This window comes from Candidatus Latescibacter sp. IFSED24 (assembly GCF_058273205.1).
In genome coordinates this window covers 2429229-2448582 of the sequence record NZ_CM177850.1, presented here as the reverse complement: position 1 = coordinate 2448582, position 19354 = coordinate 2429229, and the positions used below count along the sequence as shown (strand labels likewise).

Annotated in this window: 15 protein-coding genes; 5 read left to right on the top strand and 10 right to left on the bottom strand. The window is 67.8% G+C overall.

Annotated elements, in window-relative coordinates:
• Together IFSED24_RS09785 and IFSED24_RS09780 are read right to left on the bottom strand one after the other, a co-directional pair.
• Positions 1 to 1578: a DUF8740 domain-containing protein gene (locus IFSED24_RS09785; protein WP_491331275.1), complete on the bottom strand. Its 1578-nt coding sequence runs from the start codon at positions 1576 to 1578 to the stop codon at positions 1 to 3.
• A 53-nt stretch (positions 1579 to 1631) separates the two neighbouring features.
• Entirely contained in the window at positions 1632 to 2162 is a 531-nt protein-coding gene (locus IFSED24_RS09780) for a FlgD immunoglobulin-like domain containing protein (RefSeq protein ID WP_491331274.1), read from the bottom strand.
• Between the two features lie 204 nt (positions 2163 to 2366).
• On the opposite strand from IFSED24_RS09780, the gene IFSED24_RS09775 reads away from it, so the two are divergent.
• Positions 2367 to 3518, top strand: coding sequence for a DUF819 family protein (locus IFSED24_RS09775; protein ID WP_491331273.1), 1152 nt, complete (start codon positions 2367 to 2369; stop codon positions 3516 to 3518).
• Between the two features lie 77 nt (positions 3519 to 3595).
• Positions 3596 to 5818 carry a hybrid sensor histidine kinase/response regulator gene (locus tag IFSED24_RS09770; protein WP_491331272.1) on the top strand — a complete coding sequence of 741 codons (2223 nt, stop codon included), beginning with the start codon at positions 3596 to 3598 and terminating at the stop codon, positions 5816 to 5818.
• A 48-nt stretch (positions 5819 to 5866) separates the two neighbouring features.
• On the opposite strand, the gene IFSED24_RS09765 is transcribed toward IFSED24_RS09770, so the two are convergent.
• From IFSED24_RS09765 to IFSED24_RS09750, 4 genes are all read right to left on the bottom strand, one after another.
• Positions 5867 to 7576: a C1 family peptidase gene (locus IFSED24_RS09765; protein WP_491331271.1), complete on the bottom strand. Its 1710-nt coding sequence runs from the start codon at positions 7574 to 7576 to the stop codon at positions 5867 to 5869.
• A gap of 92 nt (positions 7577 to 7668) precedes the next feature.
• The gene (locus tag IFSED24_RS09760) at positions 7669 to 8970 is read right to left on the bottom strand and encodes an APC family permease (RefSeq protein ID WP_491331270.1); all 1302 of its coding nucleotides are present in this window, start codon (positions 8968 to 8970) and stop codon (positions 7669 to 7671) included.
• Positions 8971 to 9093: 123 nt separating this feature from the next.
• Positions 9094 to 9993: a crotonase/enoyl-CoA hydratase family protein gene (locus tag IFSED24_RS09755; RefSeq protein WP_491331269.1), complete on the bottom strand. Its 900-nt coding sequence runs from the start codon at positions 9991 to 9993 to the stop codon at positions 9094 to 9096.
• 352 nt (positions 9994 to 10345) lie between these two features.
• A complete protein-coding gene (locus IFSED24_RS09750) occupies positions 10346 to 11302 on the bottom strand; it encodes a class I SAM-dependent methyltransferase (protein ID WP_491331268.1) in 957 nt (318 codons plus the stop codon).
• A 137-nt stretch (positions 11303 to 11439) separates the two neighbouring features.
• On the opposite strand from IFSED24_RS09750, the gene IFSED24_RS09745 reads away from it, so the two are divergent.
• The 3 genes from IFSED24_RS09745 to IFSED24_RS09735 all read left to right on the top strand — a co-directional run bounded on the left by IFSED24_RS09745 (position 11440) and on the right by IFSED24_RS09735 (position 16141).
• Positions 11440 to 13572, top strand: a complete 2133-nt coding sequence (locus IFSED24_RS09745; protein WP_491331267.1) for a winged helix-turn-helix domain-containing protein — start codon at positions 11440 to 11442, stop codon at positions 13570 to 13572.
• A 261-nt stretch (positions 13573 to 13833) separates the two neighbouring features.
• Positions 13834 to 15081, top strand: a complete 1248-nt coding sequence (locus IFSED24_RS09740) for a DEAD/DEAH box helicase (protein ID WP_491331266.1) — start codon at positions 13834 to 13836, stop codon at positions 15079 to 15081.
• 19 nt (positions 15082 to 15100) lie between these two features.
• A complete protein-coding gene (locus IFSED24_RS09735; protein ID WP_491331265.1) occupies positions 15101 to 16141 on the top strand; it encodes a fatty acid desaturase in 1041 nt (346 codons plus the stop codon).
• A 151-nt stretch (positions 16142 to 16292) separates the two neighbouring features.
• On the opposite strand, the gene IFSED24_RS09730 is transcribed toward IFSED24_RS09735, so the two are convergent.
• From IFSED24_RS09730 to rbp, 4 genes are all read right to left on the bottom strand, one after another.
• Positions 16293 to 17234 (bottom strand): hypothetical protein, encoded by a 942-nt coding sequence (locus tag IFSED24_RS09730; RefSeq protein WP_491331264.1) that lies wholly within the window; start codon positions 17232 to 17234, stop codon positions 16293 to 16295.
• Positions 17235 to 17262: 28 nt separating this feature from the next.
• Entirely contained in the window at positions 17263 to 18228 is a 966-nt protein-coding gene (locus IFSED24_RS09725; RefSeq protein ID WP_491331263.1) for a FlgD immunoglobulin-like domain containing protein, read from the bottom strand.
• A gap of 65 nt (positions 18229 to 18293) precedes the next feature.
• Positions 18294 to 18812 (bottom strand): nuclear transport factor 2 family protein, encoded by a 519-nt coding sequence (locus tag IFSED24_RS09720; RefSeq protein WP_491331262.1) that lies wholly within the window; start codon positions 18810 to 18812, stop codon positions 18294 to 18296.
• 148 nt (positions 18813 to 18960) lie between these two features.
• A complete protein-coding gene (rbp, locus tag IFSED24_RS09715; RefSeq protein WP_491331261.1) occupies positions 18961 to 19233 on the bottom strand; it encodes an RNA-binding regulator in 273 nt (90 codons plus the stop codon).
• Positions 19234 to 19354 lie beyond the last annotated feature (121 nt).

The following is a 19354-nucleotide window of genomic DNA, read 5'->3' as shown; positions in this document are numbered from 1 at the left end:
CTAGCGGGTGGTCACACCCGGGTCGCCGTTGCGAACACTCATCTCCTGCTGCAGGGCCTGGATCTGGGCCCTCAGGTCGGCCAGCTCACGCGCCACCCGATCGTCGTTGGCCTGGATCGAGGCGCGCTGCTCGGCGGCGATGTCGCCACTGCTTAGAGCCGGCGACTGGCTGGTGTTGCTCAACTGGTCGCCGCCGTCGAATCCGGCGCTGAGCGCCACCGAACCGTAGGCGGTGGGGATGAAGACCAGGTTGAGCTGGGTGTCCCAGATGAACGAGGTGCTGGTGCCGACCTTGCGAGCGTTGAGGTACACCGTGTGGTTGCCCGCGGTCACCGGGTAGACCGCCGTTGGCGTACTGGGATTGAGGTAGATGCCGGTGGCGGCATTGGCGGGCAGGTAGTAGCTCAGGTCCTGGTTGTTGTCGACGGTGTTGGGAGTGAGCGAGAGGCCGGCGGTCACGTACGAAGAGCTGGACCCCTCGTGGCGCAGGTCGATCTCCAGCGAGCACATGGCCAGGATGAAACCGTCGGTGGGCGCGCTGATGGTGCGCGAGGTGACCACGGCATACGAGTCCTGGACCGGGTAGGACGAGCTGCCGTGGGCGTTGAGCGAGGCCAGGCCGGGCTCGTCGAGGATCTCGACCGCCGAGATGCTGCTGCCGGGCAGCTGCACCGCGCTGTTCCCGCTCTCCCCGAGATTGATGATTGCCGAAGAGCCGCTGCCGACCATGGTGATGCGCGGGTCGCCGGTGCCGATGTAGTTGCCGTCGATCTGGATGGCGCTGCTGAAGTTGCCGTTCTGGACCCAGAAGAAGCCGCCGGTGCCGTCGATGTCGGGCTGGGCGCCCATGTAGGTGTTGCCCACCTCGTCGCGGATCGCCATCTGCGAACCCTCGTTCGAGTAGCTGCCGCCGAAGAGCGAGGTGACCGAGGTGCCGCTGTTGTACGCGAAGAGCGAACCTGGCGCGCCCGAGGCGCCCAGGGTGGCGTCGCCGCCCACGTGCAGCTTGCTGGCGGGCGTCATCTGGCCGATGCCCACGTTGCCCGAGGGCAGCGAGTACATGTCGTTGCCGACAACATTCCAGTCGTTGTCGGAGACCGCGCCGGTGGCGGAGATGATGAAGCCGGCGGCCACGGGCGTGATGGTGACGTTGGCGCCGGCGAGGAGCTGGATCTCGCCGGTGCGCCCGTTGAGCGCGGTGACCGCGGCGTCCTCGCTCACGCCGAGCGCGAACGGCGACGAGGTCAGCGGCACGCGCGGGGTCATCTCGGCCTCGGCCTCGTACTGGACGCCGATGAAGTAGGGCTCGTCGAAGGGCAGGGTCAGCGGTGTGTTCTGGCCGAGCACCACCGAGAAGATGCCGTTCTGGACGTTGACGTTGCGGGTGCTGCTCCACAGCGGCGCGCCGCCGCTGATCTGGTCATAGATGCGGAAGGTGATGCTGTGGTTGCCGTCGGGGACGGCCGCGCCGCCGGCCTCGGTGACGCGACCCTGGAAGGTCATGGCGGGGGGAGCGTAGGCCCAGGCCGCGCTGGCGGCGATGAGGGCGATCAGGCAGATCATGGTAACCAGTCGCATTTCTATCCTCCGGGCGATCGAGGGATCGCAGTCAGGTCAGTGGTCACAGTTCACTAGCGGGCCAGCAGCATCTTGCGTGTGAGCACGCCCGCGCTGGATTCGATCCGGGCGAAGTAGGTGCCGGACGCCACGCCGCGACCATGGTCGTCGGCGCCGTCCCAGACCTCCTCGTGCCGTCCGGCCGGGCGCTCCTCGTCCACCAGCAGGCGGATGCGCTGGCCGCGCACGTTGTAGATCGCCAGGCGCACAGGCTGCGCCTCGGGCAACGCGAAGCGGATCACGGTCATGGGGTTGAAGGGGTTGGGATAGTTCTGGTCGAGACCGAACACGGCGGGTAGATCCCCGAGGACGGGGGTGGAGCCCGCGAGCCGGTGCCAGAAGCCGATGGCCAGGTCATACGCGCCGTCGCTGACCGGACCCACGGCGGCCTGGCCGACCGTGAATGTCAGGGCGTGCCCAGCCGAACCCGCAGTGCCGCCGCCACCGGCGACGACGTTGCGCTCGAGCTCGGTCTGGGCCAGGACCGCAGCGGGCAAGACGAGGCAGAGCAGGCCCACGGCAGTCAGGGTCTTGGTAAGGGTCATGGTAGACCTCCCGATGAATTACCGAGTCACCTGGCTGGATGCCAGGGGATAGCAGTAAGAATGAATTTCGGGACCTGAAATCACACTGATGGGATAATTTCAGCACAAAAAGTCCACAATTGCCGATTGGGCCTGGAGTTCGACCTTCGCCGCCCCTAGACTGGGCCTCCCAAGACTGGCCAGCACTTCTCCCGGGAGACCTGAATGACTTCGCTCATCCCTGCCAGCGCCGACTGGGCTGTCTGGGCACTGTTGCTCGCCGCGGCGGCCTTCGGCATCTGGTCCGAACGCACACGCTGGGGCGCTCGGCTCTCCGGCTGCCTGGTGACCATGGGTGCGACGTTCATGCTCTCGAACCTGCGCGTGCTGCCCGCCGCCGGGGCCGCCCCTTACGACGTCACCTGGTCGTACCTCGTGCCCCTGGCCATTCCCCTGCTTCTCTTGCGGGCCGATCTGCGCCGGATCCTGCGGGAAGCCGGCCCCACGCTCCTCGCCTTCGTCATCGGGGGCGCGGGCACCGTCCTGGGCACCATGCTGGCGTTCCGCGTGGTTCCCCTGGGTGAACACGGCTGGCAGCTGGCGGCCATCTTCTCGGCCACCTACGTGGGCGGTTCCATGAACTACGCCGCGGCAGCCGAGGCGGTTGGCCTGCGCACGGGCGACCTGCTCACCGCCGGCGTGGCGGCCGACAATCTGGTCATGGCGCTCTACTTCCTCGTGCTCTTCGCCCTGCCAGAATGGCGCTGGCTGCGTGTCCGATTCCCACATCGGGCAGCGGTGGCCGGGGCCACGCGCGACGCCAACGCCTCGGGTGATCATGCAGCCCCCGCCTTGCCGTCGCTGCTGCCGGCCGCCAGTGCGCTGGCCCTCGCGGCCACGCTCTGTGCAGTGGGCTTCTTCCTGGCCGACCTCGTCGGCTGGCGTGGTGGGGGCGTCCTGGTCCTGACCGCACTGACCGTGACGCTGGCCACCACCATGCCGGGTCGCCTGGCCTGCCTGCAGGGAGCCGAGACCCTCGGCATGTTCCTGATGCAGATCTTCTTCGCCGTGATCGGCGCCAGCGCCAACGTGGCGGTGGTGATGCGGGTGGGACCGGTGCTGTTCGTGTTCGCGGCACTCATCCTGACCGTGCATCTGGTCGTGCTGCTGGCGGCGGGCCGCGCGCTGCGACTGGACCTGCGCGAGCTGGTCATCGCCAGCAATGCCAACATGGGCGGCCCGACCACCGCCGCAGCCATGGCCGCGGCACGACGCTGGCAAGCCCTGGTGCTGCCCGCGATCCTCTGCGGCACGCTGGGCTACGCCGTGGCCACATTCGTGGGAGTCGGGCTGGGGCACTGGCTGAAGAGCTGGTGAGCAACAGGATTGTTGCCAGGCTCCCCGCCAACCTCTAATCTGCCCTGGGGGCTGCCGACCAGGCGAAAGGCCGCGAGGTGCTGCTGAATGGTCGGGTCAATCGCTGGCTGCTAGGTGCTGCCGTTTTCTACCTCGTCATGGTCGCCATGGTGATCTATGGCGAATATCGGCAGAACCATGCCCAGATGATCGCCGAGGTGGACCAGCGCCTGCTGGTGGTGGCAGTGGGCGTGCCCCATGTCCTGCCCGCCGATTTCCACGATCGCGCCACCGGTCCCGAGGCCATCGACCCTGCCGAGGATCGGCGGAACCAGCTGGCCCTGACCGAATACGCCGCGGTCACCGGCGTCCGCTACGCCTGGACCGATGTGGAGGTCGACGGCCAGTTCTTCCTGACCGCCTGCAACCGCACCGAACAGTCGGACGAACCCGGGCTCGAGACCGACTACTACACCTCTTATGGCGACGTCAACGCCGCCGAGAAGGAGGCGGCTAACGGCCGCGAACCCGTCTTCACGACCTTCACCGACCGCTGGGGCACCTTTCGTGCGGTGTTCCTGCCGCAGACGTCGCCGGGTGGTCGCCGCTACCTGGCCTGCGCCGAGTACGAGACCGCCAGGCTGGACCAGGCCTTGCTGAATCGTGCCCTGCGTTCGCTGGTCAGCGCCACGATCCTGCTCCTGGCCATCTTGCCGCTCTTCCTGGTCTTCCTGAACAATGCCCGCGCCCATGCGCAAAGGCTGGCCGCGGCCAACGACGAGCTGGCGAGCAGCCGGCGCTCGCTGGCCGCCACCCTCGATGCCATCGACCAGGCCGTCATCGCCACCGATCACCGCGGCCGGATCGTCCGGGTCAATCCCGTCGCCTGCCAGCTCACCGGCTGGCCGGCTGCCGACGCCATGGGCCAGCCGCTGGACACGGTGGTGAGCTTGGTGGATCACGAGACAGGAGAGGGCCGGACCGGCCTGTTCCAGCAGGTGTCCGCGACCCGTGAGACGGTGCATCTCGAGCACGACACCTGGCTGCGGGCGCGCAGCGGCGCCCTCGTCACCATCGAGGCGGGCGCCACCTTGATCCCGGGCGGGGACGGACCGCTGGGCGTGGTGGCCGTGTTGCGCGACGTGACCGAACGGTTGCAACTGGAAGCACGGCTGCGCCAGTCTGAGAAGCTCGAGTCGGTAGGCAGGCTCGCCGGCGGAATCGCCCATGACTTCAACAACCTGCTGATGACGATCATGGGCTCGGCTGAACTCCTGGTCGAGGGCGTCGCCGGACAGGAGCAGCTCGAGGATGACGTCAGGCGGATCCGCACCGCGAGCCGTCGCGCCGCCGAACTGACCCAGCAGCTCATGGTCTTCTCCCGTCGTGAGCCGACCCTCGCCACGGTCATCGACGTGCACGGGGTGGTGGACGAACTGTCGATCCTGCTTGGCCACAGCCTGGACCGCGGCATCGACCTGGACATCCGCCTCGAAGCTGAACGTTGCAGGGTGCTGGGCGATGCGTCTCGGTTCAGCAGCGCACTCATGAACCTGGTCATCAACGCCCGCGACGCCATGCCGCAGGGCGGGACCCTCACCATCCGCACCGCCAATCGTCAAGGGTCCGAGGGGGTGCTCGCTGGCCGCGACCTGATCGAGCTGATGGTCGCGGATACCGGTTGCGGCATGTCTGCCGAGGTGCGCGAACATCTTTTCGAGCCGTTCTTCACCACCAAGGAGGTCGGGGAGGGAACCGGACTCGGGCTGGCCGTGGCCTACGCCACGGTGCAGGCGCTCGGCGGCACCATCCAGGTGGAGAGCGAGCCTGACGCCGGGACGACCTTCCGCGTGCTCCTGCCCATGACCAGCACCGAGCCGGCGCCGGCGCCGTCCGCGCCGGCGCCCGATCCCGATTTCCTCGCCGGTCGGCGCATCCTGCTGGTGGAGGACGAGTCCGACCTCCGCGAGCTGGCGCGGAAGGTCCTCGAGCGCTTCGGCTGCACGGTGGCGACCGCGTGCGACGGCCTCGACGCCGAGACCCAGCTCCGGCGCACGGAGGTTCCCTTCGATGCCGTGATCCTCGATCTGGTGATGCCCCGTCGCGACGGTTTCGCCACCTTCACGGTGTTGCGCGATCTGGTCCCGACCGTGCCGGTGCTCCTGTGCTCCGGCTACGACGCATCGGCGCGGGCGCAGGATCTGCTGGCCGAACCGGCCACGGGCTACCTGGCCAAACCCTACGACCGGACCGAGCTGGTGGTGGCGTTGACCCGGCTGATCACCAGGCCCGTCCAACCGGACGAAAGCCCGGCTGTCTGACCCTGGCGGATCCGACAGCCGGGCTGTTTCCGGCGTGGCGGTGGTGCCCTACTTGACGAGCACCAGCCGCTGACTGCGCCAGCGTATCCCGTCGTCCAGCCGGCAGAAGTAGACTCCGGCCGAAGCGCTGCGCCCCTGGTCGTTGCGACCATCCCAGCGCGCGCGGTGGCGGCCGGCAGGGAGATCGGCGACCAGGAGGGTGCGGACCAGGCGACCCTGGAGGTCGTAGATGCGCAGGTTCACCCGGGCGTTTCGCCCCAGCGAGAATTCCAGGCTGGTACCGGGGTTGAAGGGGTTGGGCCAGGGCGCGGCGAGCACGAACGTGTCGGGTCCGCCGTGGGCGGGCGGCAGGTCGCCGATCGCGGCGTCTTCCACGGCCAGCGTAGTGTGGGGGCTGGTGCGGATGCGGATGCCGGCCTCGCAGTCCTGGGTGCCGCCGAGGTCGGTCCAGCCCGAGCCGTTGTAGCTGAGCCAGGTGTGGTTGGGGCCGCGCGCACCCTGGGCGTCCACGGCCAGGGGGAAGGTGTAGCTCACGTTCTGGATCCGGAGCGCGACGTAGTAGTCGTTGCCCGTGATCAAGGGTAGCGGCGCAGTGACGGGCACCGAGTGGTAACCGGCGTGGTCGAAGCTCAGGTTCTCCACCGAGGCCAGGAGACCGCCGAGCGAGCCGCCCGCGAAGCTGTCGTAGACGAAGATGTCGATGTCGGTGGTGGCGTCGGTGGTCCAGAACTCCACTCGATGCAGGTTGACGTCCGCGGTGGCATCGAAGCGGGCCAGGCCCCAGGCGGAGGCCACGCCGTAGCCGAAGGCGTTGGTCCAGCCGCCCTCGTCCCAGCTCTCCACCGCCAGCTCGGGGTACGTCGGCATGATCTCCTGCACGGCGCTCGACCACTCGCCGATGCCGGCCGAGCCGTAGGCGATGTAGAAGTAACCCTCGTCGCTGCCGTGGCCGCAGGCGTCGCCCCAGTTCTCGCCCCAGCTGTTCTTGACGATCCAGCAGCCGGTGCCCCCGCCGCTGTGCGGCTGGTCGTCGTCCCAGCCCACCAGCATCACGGCGTGGTTGTTCTCCTCGCTGCCGGCGTAGTAGAGGCCGGGGCCGCCGTTCCAGCTGCCGAAGGTCGTCCACCAGGCCGTGTTCTGATCGTCGCCGGCGTAGACCGTGGTCGACAGCGGACCGTGGTCCATGAGCGCTTGCTTCAGGTCGGCGGTTGCGGGGGCGACGCCGCCGCAGATCCAGATCCAGTCGAGGACCGAGAAGGCCGCTGCGCAGGAGAGGTCGCAGGCCACGTCGCCGGCGACGTAGGGGTCGCAGTCCTCGCGGACCGCGCCGCGGCGGGTCAGCAGGTTCATCACCATCTGGGCGTTGCCACCGCTGCAGCTGCGGGCCTCGTAGTGGCATTCCTTGATGAAGTTCTCGGAGAGATCCACCAGCGTGGCGTGGTCGCGCAGGACCCGCGACTCGAGGTCGCCGGCGGCGGCGAACGCGTAGCATGCGCCGCAAGCGCCCTGGTTCTTGGCGGGGGAGACGATGTTGTCTTCCCGCCAGTCGAAGCGCGCAGGCAGGTCGCGCAGGCGGGCAGCGGACACGGCCGGGGGGCTGAGATGGTCGAGGTCGAGCGCGGGCGGGATGAAGCCGGTGCCTGGATCGGCCCGGTCGATCTCGGGGGCGCGCCGGGGGGTCGGGTCGGCGGCAGCCAGATCGGGGCCACAGGTCAGCAGGAAGAAGAAGGCGAGGACGAGCAGGGCGGAGCGGCGCATGGCGGCCTCCTTGCCGGGGACAGCGGTTGACGCAGGTTCCGTCGTCCTATCGGCTGTTCAGGGGCCGACTTGACCCTGCCGGCGGGGAGCGCTCAAGATCGGCATGACCGCGACCACAGGTAGGCCGGCCAACCGAGCAGGACCAGCCCACCGCTGACCGCGGCGATGAGCGGCCGGTAGGTCACGGCGGCATGGATCAGGAGCAGGCACGTGGCTGCGAAGACCAGCACGGGGATGGGGAAAGCCGGGACGCGGAACGGCCGCTCGAGGCCGGGTTCGCGACGACGCAGCACGATCACCGCCACGCTGGACCCCAGGTAGAAGAGATAGACCGCCGCCGCGGTGTAGAGCACCGAGCTCATGAACGATCCCAGTGCCATGATGAGGACCAGGGCGATCAGCGCCTGGACGAGCAGCGACCGCACGGGTGTGCCGGTGCGCGCGTGCCAGCGGCCGAGGGGACGGAACAGGCGGTGATCGCGGCCGACGGCGTAGGAGATCCGCGCCCCGGTGAACACCAGGCCGTTGACCGCGCCCAGTGCGGAGATGCAGATCAGCGCACTCACCAGTCGATGACCCGCTCCCGGCAAGGCGGTCGCCACCGCGTCGGTGGCCGCGGCGGTCGAGGCGGACAGGCCGGCGTGGCCGAGCGTCGCCAGGAAGGCGCCGTTGGCCAGGAGGTAGAGTGCGGTGATCGCGCCGGTGCCCAGCACGAGGGCGCGCACGATGTTGCGGTCCGGATCGCGCACCTCGGCGGCCACGTAGGCCATCTCGTTCCAGCCGCCGTAGGCGAAGAGCACCAGGATCAGGGCGACGCGCAAGGGCAGGGTCGTTCCGGAATCCGTGAGCAACGGTGTTGCGGCACGGCCGGCGCCCGCCACCGCCACTGCGAGCACCACCAGCAGGCCCAGGACCTTCACGACACTCAGCACGTTCTGGGTCCACTTGCCCTCGCGCACGCCGAGGATGTTGGCCGCCGTGAGCACCACCACGGCGCCGGCCGCGAGCAGGCGCGCGTCGGTGCCGGAACCGAGTCCGGCGGCCTGGGCATAGGCGGCGAAGGCGAAGGCCATGACCGCGATGTCGCCGGGGCGGACCACCAGCACCTGGATCCAGCCGAAGAGGAAGCCCGACCATGGTCCGTAGGCGCGGCCCAGATAGACGTAGTCGCCCCCCTCGCGGGGCAACGCGGCGGCGAGCTCGGCGTAGGCCAGGGCGCCGCAGAACGACAGCGCGCCGCCGAGCGCCCAGAGGCCGAGGGTGGCCCAGGTGGAGCCGGCGCCGCGGGCGACATCCGGAGCAACCTGGTACAGGCCGGCGCCGAGGATGATGCCCACGATGAGGCAAGTGGAATCGAAGAGGGTGAGGACCTTGGCGGGGGTGGCAGGACGCATGCTGGAGCCTCGATGCCGTGGCGAGATGGGGGTCGCATCAGGACGGTCGGGCATCATAGGCGGGAGCGGTCGAAAAGTTGTCCCTTCGGTCTAATGTTTTCCTAATCTGGTGCTGCCGGGGGGCTAGCCGCTGGCCTCCAGGGCCCGGGGCGTCTGGTCGCTCAGGAAGCAGCGGTCCTGGGCCTGGACGATCCGGTTGATCACCCGCAGGTCGCGGTCGGAGAGCTGCAGCGCGGCATCCACCCAGATCTTGGTGATGTCGATGAGCTCCTGGTAGGTGATCGGGTTGACGTGCTGGCGGACCCGGTTCAGGGCGGCGTGGGCCTTGGCGCGCTTGTGGTGCTGGGCGAGGTAATGGTTCACGGCGGCCTCGCCCTGGCCGTCATCCACGACCATGTCGATCAGGCGCAGCTCGTGCATCTGCTCGGCGGTGAAGGTCTCGCCGCTGAGGATCATCTGCTCGGCGATGTCGGGGCTGACCCGCCGGATCAGGAACGAATAGGCGCCCATGCCGGGAATGAGGTTGAAGAGCACCTCGGGCAGCCCGAACCGGGAGCTGCGCTCGGCGATGATCACGTGGCTCGAGATGGCGGCCTCGAACCCGCCGGCCAACGCGTCGCCCTGCACCAGGGTCATGGTGGTGACCGGCTGGTCGAAGCCGACGGCATTGGGATAGAGCACGTCGATGCAGGCGGTGGCGTATTGCAGGAGCACCTCGCGGTTCTTGCAGCGGATCATCTCGGCGAAGAGCGCGAGGTCGCCGCCCAGGTTGAACACGCCGGGCACGCCGCTGGCCAGCACGGTGTAGCGCACCGGTTGCGGCTCGCCCGCGGCCAGCGCGGTCGCGTTGGCCAGGACCAGGTTCTCCTGGAAACGACGCAGTTCCGCGAGGAGCTGGCTGTTGAAACAGGGCCGGCCCTCGGGTTGCAGATAATACCAGAGGGCCCGATGGGGCTGGTCGTAGTGCAGATAGAGCTGCTCGTAGTCGTCCGGCAACGGGACGGCGCTGTATTCCCTCAACATGTGGTGGTGCTCCCCCCCCGGGCGAGTTCGTCAAGGTGTCCTTTGCGGGCGGGTGTCGGGTGCCACGGTCGCCCGTCTTGCTATGAGGATATCACGCGGGGGGGCTTTGGTCTCTGATTAACTCGAACAAAAAGGAGCTTTATTATTATATGGCAATGACTTGCATTATCAGCAATACCCGCGCCCCGTCAAGGCATCCCGCGTTCGACCGTTCCTGTCCATCCCGGCCTCGCAGGCGCTGTCCGGAGCCACCTGGTACAAGCCCGCGCCGGGTATGCGGCCCACGTCGGGGCCGGAGGAACTGAAGAACGCGAGAGCCTTGCGGGGCGCTTCGCACATCAGTCGTCGTCTCCTATCGTTCTTCGAACGCGGTATAGATCACGAAGTACTGCTCGGGCAAAAAGTCGTGTGCGGCGGCCACCGTGAAGCCGGCGGCGGCCAGGTCGCGATCGAGGTCGACCCGGGCGACCTGCTGCTCGAGGGGAGGTGCGAACTCGCGCTCGGCGTCGGGGTCGTAGCGGAAGTCGATGACCGCGAGGCGGCCACCAGGCGCCAGGGCCTGGTGCAGCTTCTCGCCGAAGGCCTGGCGATCCTTGATGTAGTGGAAGACATCGACCATGAGGATGAGGTCGACCTGGCCGGCGGGCAGGCCCGGATCATCGGGCGAGACCTTCACCAGTTCGACGTTGTCGACCACTTCGGTCTCGAGGCGATCCGCGATGTAGTCGAGCATCTCCTGGCGGATGTCGGTGGCCCAGACCTTGCCGCCTGGGATCACGGCACGCGCCAGCGGGATGGTGAAGTAGCCCGACCCCGCCCCGATATCGGCCACGCGTAGACCGGGCTGCAGCTCGAGTCGGGCCATGATCTCGGCCGGCTTCTGCATCTCCTCGCGGCTGTCGCGCTCGAGCATCCGGATGTACTGTGCCGACCAGGCCTTGCGCACCATGGGGCCGAAACGGTCGTCCCCGGTGACCAGCGCGAGGTCGGGATCCCGGCGCAGGCCGCGGTAGTCCCAGTAACCGTGGTCGAGAAGCTGTGCCAGCGCTTCCATGGCGGCGCCCTGGTCCTCCCGCAAGCAGTGGATGCGGACCACCTCGCGCAACGCCTCGAGGTAGGCGATCTGCTCGTAGGTGGCGAGGTGCTCGGCCACCGTCAGCGCCGAGTCGGGGTCGCCGGCAGCCAGCTGCGTCTGGATCTCGGTGGCGGCCAGCTCGGGGTCGAAACCCTCTGGAGGCCACTGGGCCCGGGCGGGAACGGCCAGGCTGGCGAGCGACAGGGCGACGAGGAACCAGCGGAGCGGGGTCATGGTCATCTCCTCGGTCAGGATCCAAGGTGCGGTCACCTGGCATCATATGGAGCGGGCGAAAAAGAGTTGTCCAATCGGCCTAATGTTTTCCTAATCTCCAGGAAACCACCTGTTTCCGGCGCCGTAAGTCAGGAACCATGATCGACCCCGACGATCTCACCACCAGCTCCGACCCGCTCCCGACGGGTCTCCTCCTCGCCGGGAACTGGCACGTGGACCCCGCGCGGAACCGGATCACCGGCCCGGACGGCGAGCAGCGCGTGCCCGACAAGTTCATGCAGGTGCTCGTCTACCTGGCGGAGCATCCCGGAGTGGTCGGCCGTCAGGAGCTGATGGATGCGCTCTGGCCCGGGGCGGTGGTGGTGGACGAGGCGCTGACCCGGGCAGTGTCCGAGCTGCGCAAGATCCTGGGCGACGATCCGCGGCAGCCGCGCTTCATCGAGACCATTCCCAAGAAGGGGTACCGGCTGGTGTGCGGGGTGGAGCGGGAGGCGACCGCGCCCGGGCCGCTCGAGCCGCGGCCGGCGCCGCACTCGCCGGCGCCGGCCCGAACCGGAGCACCGCGCCGATCGCGTCGATCGCTGGCGCTGGTCGCGCTGGCCCTCGTCGTGGTGCTGGCTGCGGCCTGGTGGCTGATGGTCCGGTCGGTGCGGCCGGGCTGGGGCCCCACCGAGTCGCTGGCCCTCACCAGCCTGCCCGGGGTCGAGGAATATCCCACGCTCTCACCCGCCGGCGATCGCCTGGCCTACGCCTGGGAAGGCGACGCGCACGAATCCACCGGCATCTTCGTCAAGGTGGTGGGCGAGCCGGATGCCCTGCGGCTCACCGGCGGCGAAGGGCATTTCGCGTACCCGGCCTGGTCGCATGACTCGCGTTACGTGGCGTTCTCCCGCGTCCGCAGCGAACACCCCGGCATCTTCATGGTGCCCGCCACGGGCGGCCAGGAACGGCCGCTCATCGGCGAGGTCCACGGCGAAGTGCCGCTGGCTGCCGACTTCTCGCCCGACGGCGTGTTCCTGGTCTTCGCCGCCCCCACGGAACCCGGGACCCGTTGGGGCATCCACCGGCTGTCCCTGGCGTCGAACGTCCGCGAGGTGCTGGCCGCCCCCGAGCAGCCGGGGCACTTCGACTTCCGCCCGCGCTACAGCCCCGATGGTCGCTGGATCGCCTGCATCCGCTCGCGCGCCGAGGGGATGAGCGTGGCGCTGATCCCCAGCGCCGGGGGCGATGTCCGGACCCTTGTGGCGGGAGACCGCGTTCTCCTGGACCTCGACTGGACTCCCGACGGCAAGGCCATCGTCTTCACCGCCGACGATGGGCTCTGGGAACTGCCGATCCGCGGCGGTGAACCCCGGCTCATCAGCGCCGGCAACACCCTGACCTGCCTGTCCACGGCGCGCGCGATCCGGCTGCTGGCCTACACCGAGGCCCGGGGCGACTGGAACATCTGGGAGTTGCCGCCGGGGGAGAATCCCCGACCGGTGCGTTTGATCGGATCGTCGCGCTTCGATGCGCGACCGGCCCAGTCCCATGACGGCTTGCGGATCGCTTTCGTCTCCGACCGTTCGGGCGAGGGACAGATCTGGGTGTCCGCCGCCGATGGTTCGGCAGCCCGCCAGCTCACCGACCTGGGCGGCGGTTATCCCGACCATCCTGCCTGGTCGCCGGATGATCGCCGACTGGCATTTTCGGCGGTCATCGATGGTCACCGGCGGATCTGCTTGCTGGATTTGGACATCAATAATTTTGTGGTCATATCACCACCAGGAAGGCACGAGTCCATGCCGACATGGTCGCAGGATGGCCAATGGGTGTATTTCGCTTGCCAGGACCGGGGAATGAGTCAGGTCTGCCGCCGCTCGGTGACCAGTGGGGCCCTGGAACCCGTGACCACCGGCGGGGGGTACCTGGCGCGGGAATGGCGCGATGGAACGCAGATCCTGTTCTCCAGGGGCCCGCGGGATACCACGGGGATCTGGCGCCTGGCCCTGGACGGTGGAATCGAGGAGCAGGTCTGCGCCCTGCCGGGGCGCCAGGTGGTGGACTGGGGCCTGGGTCCGGACGGGGTCTATGTGCTCTCCAGCGAACGGACCGAGAGCCAGTCTTACCGGCTGGACCGATTCCAGATGGCGACGCAGCGGTTCGAGAGGTTGGCGGACCTGGAGAGCCGGCGGGGGTTCCGGGTGGATGTGCACCCCGTCAACCGTCGGGTGCTGTTCGACCGCACCGAGCGCCTGGAGAGCGATCTGGTCGGGATCAGGAATTTCTAGCCCGTGGCATCCGCGAGTCCGCCCCCCACAATATAAAGATGGCATTAATCCAGATCCGGTACTACCATGTCGCCAACGATGGTCGGAAACCTACCCGACCGCGGCGAACAACAGGGCCTCAACCTCCAACCCGAGGCCACGCCGCCTGAACCCCCTCTTGCCCTTCACTGTTGTATGGGTCAGAAAGTACGGCCGTGCCGTACAGGCCCAGCCTGCGCGCGTACGGTGGAGAATCAACTTCATATGTCAGAATTGAAAACCATGACGCCCTCCGGCTTCGACCGGTTCGGGCTCCACAGGATCCTCATGCGCGGGATCGAGGCTGCAGGCTTCGCTTCCCCCCGGCCCATCCAGACCGCCACCATTCCCGCCGGCCTCGACGGCCGCGATGTGCTGGGCCTGGCCCAGACCGGCACCGGCAAGACCGCGGCCTTCGCGTTACCGCTGCTGCAGCGGCTCCTCGACGAACGCCGGCGGGGGCCGCGGGCCCTAGTGCTGGCGCCCACCCGCGAGCTGGCCACCCAGATCGCCGCGGAGATCGAACTCCTGGCCCGGTTCACGCGGCTGAAGATGGTCACCATCTTCGGTGGTGTGTCCATGTCCCGGCAGATCAACGCGCTGCGGCACGGACCGGAGATCGTGGTCGGCTGTCCCGGTCGGGTGCTCGACCTGCTCCAGCAGAAGGCGCTCCGCCTCGGCGACGTCGACACGCTCGTGCTCGACGAGGCCGATCACATGTTCGACATGGGCTTTCTGCCCGACATCCGCAAGATCCTCGCGGCGTTGCCCGAGCGCCGGCAGAACCTGCTCTTCTCGGCAACCATGCCTCGTGAAGTCCGGCGGCTGGCCGACGGACTGCTGCACGATCCGCACGTGGTCGAACTGGCCGACAAGGCGCCGGCCGCCACCATCGATCACGCCATGATCATGGTCGGCGAGGGGCGCAAGCGCGACCTTCTCGAGCACATGCTCACGCGAGACGATTGCCACACTGCCATCGTCTTCACCCGCACCAAGCACCGCGCCAAACGTCTGGCCGAGCAGCTCTGCAAGGCGGGACACCGGGCGGTGGGACTGCAGGGCAACCTGTCGCAGGCCCAGCGCGACCGGGCGATGAACGGCTTCCGCTCGCATCAATACGACATCCTGGTGGCCACGGACATCGCCGCGCGGGGCATCGACGTGAGCGGCGTGTCCCACGTCATCAACTTCGACGTGCCGAACACTCCCGAGGCCTATACCCACCGGATCGGCCGCACTGGCCGCGCCGAGTGTGCGGGTGTGGCCTGCACCTTCGTCACCGGCAGCGACCATGGCTGGCTACGGGCCACCGAACGCATGATCGGCGCCCCGATCCAGCGCCAGCAGGTGGCTGGCTTCGAGCCTGAGCGTCCGGTGCAGACAGGTCAGAAACGCCCCGCGCCACGTGACGATCAGCGTGGCCGGCAAACCAGGCGCCAGCAGACCAGCGAACGAAGCTACTCGTTCGGCCAGCGGCGCTCCCGCTAGTGGGGAAGGGAGAGAAGCCATGACCAACGTTGAGCACGAGACCGGACGGTCGGGTAACCGTTCCGATTGGAGCCGAGCCATCGCTCCCTTCAGCCGCGCGGACACGCGCAAGGCGGTCTGGCAGCTGATCAACACCATCGTTCCCTACCTGGCCCTGCTGGCGATGATGTTCGCCAGCAGGGTGCTCGGCTGGCCCTACCTGGTGACCCTCGCCCTGGCCTTGCCGGCGGCGGGACTGGCGATCCGCATCTTCATCTTCTTCCACGACTGCTGTCATGATTCCTACTTCCCCTCGCGGCGCGCCAACCGCATCGTGGGCTACATCACCGGGATCCTCACCTTCACTCCGTTCGAGGACTGGAAGCGCAGCCACAACGTCCACCACGCCACCGCCGGCGACCTCGACCGGCGCGGCACCGGTGACGTGTGGACCATGACGGTGGACGAGTACCTGGCGGCGCCGCGCTGGACCCGTCTGGGCTACCGCCTTGTGCGCAACCCCTTCTTCCTGCTGCTGGTGGTTCCGTTCTGGTTGTCCATGGTGGCCTACCGGATTCCGCACCGGGGCGCCGGCTGGCGCGCGGCCGCGAGCGTCCTGATCACCGACCTGGCCCTCGTCGGCTTCCTCGTCGCGGCATCGCTGACCGTGGGCTGGCAGACCTACCTGCTGGTGCAGGTCCCGGTGATCCTCATCGCCTGGACCATGGGCGTCTGGCTTTTCTACGTCCAGCATCAGTACGAGGACACCTACTGGGTGCAGGGAGAGCGGCGCGATCCCGTGGCGGCGGCCCTGCAGGGCAGTTCGTACTACAAGCTGCCGGCGGTGCTGCAGTGGATCACCGGCAACATCGGCCTGCACCACATCCACCACCTGCGGCCACGCATCCCGAACTACCACCTGCAGGCCTGCCAGGACTCGATCCCGGTGCTGCAGACCGTGCCGCCGCTGACGCTGCGGCGCAGCCTCAGATCCCTGGCCTTGAACCTCTGGGACGAGCACAACCAGAAGATGGTCGGCTTCGGGGCGATCCGGGGCCGGGCCCGGGTGCGGGCCTGGTAGCGGGAGGCGTCGACATGGGTCACTGAACCGATGGCGGGACACTGGCTGGATGATTCGCGGGGCAGGTCAACGACCTGCCCCGCCATTTTCCTCGCCGATCAACGCAGGATCGGAAGCCCCTGATCGAATCCCGGTCTGATCAGGACCAGGGTCAATCGTCGCCGAGCCGCGGTCCCAGTTCGACCAGGTCCACCAGTCCGAACACACACGCGATGGCCGCCGGATCAGCACGGTAGTGGGTGTGACCTTCGTAGAATCCGTACCGCATGATGTAGAAGGCCACCATCTCGCCAGTGTGGATCGACAGCAGCCGCTCCTGCAGTGCCAGACGTTCCACCTCGTCGAGATGACCGTATGTCTCCGCCAGGTATTGCTGCTCTCTGGCCGTGGCGGAACGCCAGAGCCTGATCGACCAGTATCCGCGCACCTCGTCGGCGAAGATGGATTCCTGCCAGCCCTTGCCGGCGCTGGCCTCGAGGTGGATCAGCGATCCGTTGTAGTGGAAGCTCGTGATGTTGTAGATCGGGGTGAGACCCTGCTGGTACAACGCGAGGTCACGCAGGAGGAGGTTGAGGGTGTGGAACAGCGGTCGGGCCAGGTCCGGGTGGGTCAGGCCCAGGCGAGCCACCAGGCGGTTGTCGTCGCGGATCACCGCGAGCAGGTCCTCGTCGTCGGCCAGGAACCCCGAGCGCGAGGCCGCTCCGGGTCGTGCAGCGGCTGCGATGTCGGCGACCGGGCGGCCGGTGATGACGGTGGTGGCGGCCAGTACCTGCTCGTCGTGCAACCCGGTGGCCGCCAGGGTGGGGAAGTCGGCGGCATCGACCGCGAGCTGTCGTCCCTTGCCCCAGGCCTGGTTGGGATAATCGTTCGGCGCTCCATTCTCCACGGTGACCGGGAGCACGGCGTGGCGACCAGCACGGGTGACGACCGTCAGATAGGTCTCGCCAGCGGAGGTCACCAGCGGCGAGGGCAGATCCAGAGGAGCATCGGCGGTGGCGGGATAGAGCGGGATGCTGCGCTCTGCGAGGATGAGGCTCGATGGTTCGGTTGCCGCCAGCAGGGCGATGCTCAGCATCAAGGGCAAGTGGAACATGGCGACCTCCTCGCTGGAGGTTGTCTCCCTAACGTACCAGGACCATGGTCTGTCCACGGTTCTCTGCGCCGGCCTGCAGCCAGCAGTGGTAGACGCCCGATGGCAAGGCGTGACCACGGTCGTCGCGGCCATCCCACGTCACGTTGTGCGGCCCGGCGTGCTGCGGCTCGACGGCGACGAGGGTGCGCATCAGCCGACCACGCGGGTTGAATACCCGCAGCGTCACGTCCGCGGGCGAGAGCAACACGTAGTGGATCGTGGTGGTGGGATTGAAGGGATTCGGTTGGTTCCGCAGGAGTCGGATCGCCGACGGCGGGCGCGGATCGTCGTCGACGGCGATCACGAAGTCCACCAGCACTTCCAGGTCCTCCCAGCCGCCCGAGTCCGCATCGATGTCCAGCGACTGTACCATCCCGACCTCGCGCTGGTACCACTCCAGGTGGGTGACGGCGCCGTCTGGTACGGTCGCTCCGGGGGGAAGGTTGGACATGGCGACCAGGTTGTTGAGATTGGGGGCGTAATCCGGGTCGAAGGAGACGAGGAGAATCAGATCGTCCCAGGCCGGGTCGATCTGGAAAAGGTCTTGCAGCGCCGGATCGATCTGATCCCACTCCCGGATCAGCATGGTGTCGCAGACGGCGGTGGGACAGACCTCGAAGGTGGTGCCATCGGTGAACTCGCCGATCTCGATGGGCTGGAAATAGGGGAAGAGGATGCCATCCTCGATCTCGGCGTAGACCGTGAGGATCCGCCCGGCGTTGAAGAGGATGGTATGGTCGGCGGGCGTGCCAAGGCGAACCGCCGGCTGGCCCTCGTACTGGAAGAACTCGAAGACGGATTCCTGGTAGGGAGGATCGGGGTCGTTGAGGTTGTCGTAGGTCCAGGTGTCGTTCATGACCGCCGGGAAGTAATGGCCGATCCAGGCGGCGGCCGCTCCTGGCGCCAGCAGCACGCCGCCGAGGAGCAACAGGGCGAGAAGGATAACGATACGCATGCCAACCCCCTGGGCGAATGGGGAGCGGAGTGGCGGTCCTCGTGTCAGGCCGATTATAGCACAGACTATTCGCCGGCCTGCGCTCGTTCTCGCGCCTCCTGGGCCACCCGGTCGGCGGCGAACGAGAAGTGGTTCTGCATCACCACCCAGCGACCGTCGCGGCGCTCGAGCACCCCGGTCCAGCGGGTATCCTTCCAGCAGCCCGCCCGGCCGTCCCACTCGTAGCAATCGTCGAGGATGGCCGAGAACCAGGCCACGTCGCCCGAACCGGCGAGATGGATGCGGAGGTCGCGGACGTCGAACTCGGTGGCCACGAAGCGGTCGTCCAGCCAGATATCGAAACCCCGTAGGAACTGCTGGTAGCCGTGGACGCCGTCGAGGCCTTCGGGATGGTAGGAGAAGTAATCCTCATCGTGGGCGATGATGCTCTCGAGGCGGGCGCGGTCCTTGGTCAGGGCCCAGCCGATGGTGTCGTGGACGATCTGCGCGATCTCGCGACGGTCGTCGTCGGGGGCCGGGTCGGCCGGAGCCTGGGCTGCAAGTACCAGGACGAACAAGACCAGGGCGATCGGATGGTGTCGCATGGGATCTCCTGGGGACAGTGGGGTCCTGGAGATACGGCTGGCGGCCCGCCGGGTTGCCGGGGGACATGCAGAAGCCCCGCCCTCCCGGAGGAGAGCGGGGCCGTGCGGTGCGGCGATCAGCGGACCGCGAAGGTCCGCGGGATCCCGACTACCAGCGGGAACCGCCGGAACGCGGCTCACGAGGGCGCGCCTCGTTGACGGTCAGCGTGCGACCATCGATCTCCTGGCCGTTGATCGAGTTGATCGCCTGCATGGCGGCGTTGTCGTCTTCCATCTCGACAAAACCGAAGCCGCGGCTGCGGCCGGTGTCGCGATCGAGAACGACCCGAGCGCTGGCGACGGCGCCGTGCTCGGTGAAGATGGCGGCCAGATCGTCGTCAGACGTGCTCCAGCTGAGGTTACCCACGTAGATCTTCTTCAAAACGTACTTCCTTCGAACGTGCGGGACGCGACGCAGGACCAAGAATCTGAATACTCGCCACATCCCTCAGAAACAAGGTTGGCGCTGTCGCCAACCCAGGCTAACCATAAGGCTTTACCGC

Bases quoted from the DNA above. Each gene is read 5' to 3' on its own strand.
- IFSED24_RS09785 (WP_491331275.1), bottom strand. From the start codon at position 1,578: ATGCGACTGGTTACCATGATCTGCCTGATCGCCCTCATCGCCGCCAGC.
- IFSED24_RS09780 (WP_491331274.1), bottom strand. From the start codon at position 2,162: ATGACCCTTACCAAGACCCTGACTGCCGTGGGCCTGCTCTGCCTCGTC.
- IFSED24_RS09775 (WP_491331273.1), top strand. From the start codon at position 2,367: ATGACTTCGCTCATCCCTGCCAGCGCCGACTGGGCTGTCTGGGCACTG.
- IFSED24_RS09765 (WP_491331271.1), bottom strand. From the start codon at position 7,576: ATGCGCCGCTCCGCCCTGCTCGTCCTCGCCTTCTTCTTCCTGCTGACC.
- IFSED24_RS09760 (WP_491331270.1), bottom strand. From the start codon at position 8,970: ATGCGTCCTGCCACCCCCGCCAAGGTCCTCACCCTCTTCGATTCCACT.
- IFSED24_RS09755 (WP_491331269.1), bottom strand. From the start codon at position 9,993: ATGTTGAGGGAATACAGCGCCGTCCCGTTGCCGGACGACTACGAGCAG.
- IFSED24_RS09750 (WP_491331268.1), bottom strand. From the start codon at position 11,302: ATGACCCCGCTCCGCTGGTTCCTCGTCGCCCTGTCGCTCGCCAGCCTG.
- IFSED24_RS09745 (WP_491331267.1), top strand. From the start codon at position 11,440: ATGATCGACCCCGACGATCTCACCACCAGCTCCGACCCGCTCCCGACG.
- IFSED24_RS09740 (WP_491331266.1), top strand. From the start codon at position 13,834: ATGACGCCCTCCGGCTTCGACCGGTTCGGGCTCCACAGGATCCTCATG.
- IFSED24_RS09735 (WP_491331265.1), top strand. From the start codon at position 15,101: ATGACCAACGTTGAGCACGAGACCGGACGGTCGGGTAACCGTTCCGAT.
- IFSED24_RS09730 (WP_491331264.1), bottom strand. From the start codon at position 17,234: ATGTTCCACTTGCCCTTGATGCTGAGCATCGCCCTGCTGGCGGCAACC.
- IFSED24_RS09725 (WP_491331263.1), bottom strand. From the start codon at position 18,228: ATGCGTATCGTTATCCTTCTCGCCCTGTTGCTCCTCGGCGGCGTGCTG.
- IFSED24_RS09720 (WP_491331262.1), bottom strand. From the start codon at position 18,812: ATGCGACACCATCCGATCGCCCTGGTCTTGTTCGTCCTGGTACTTGCA.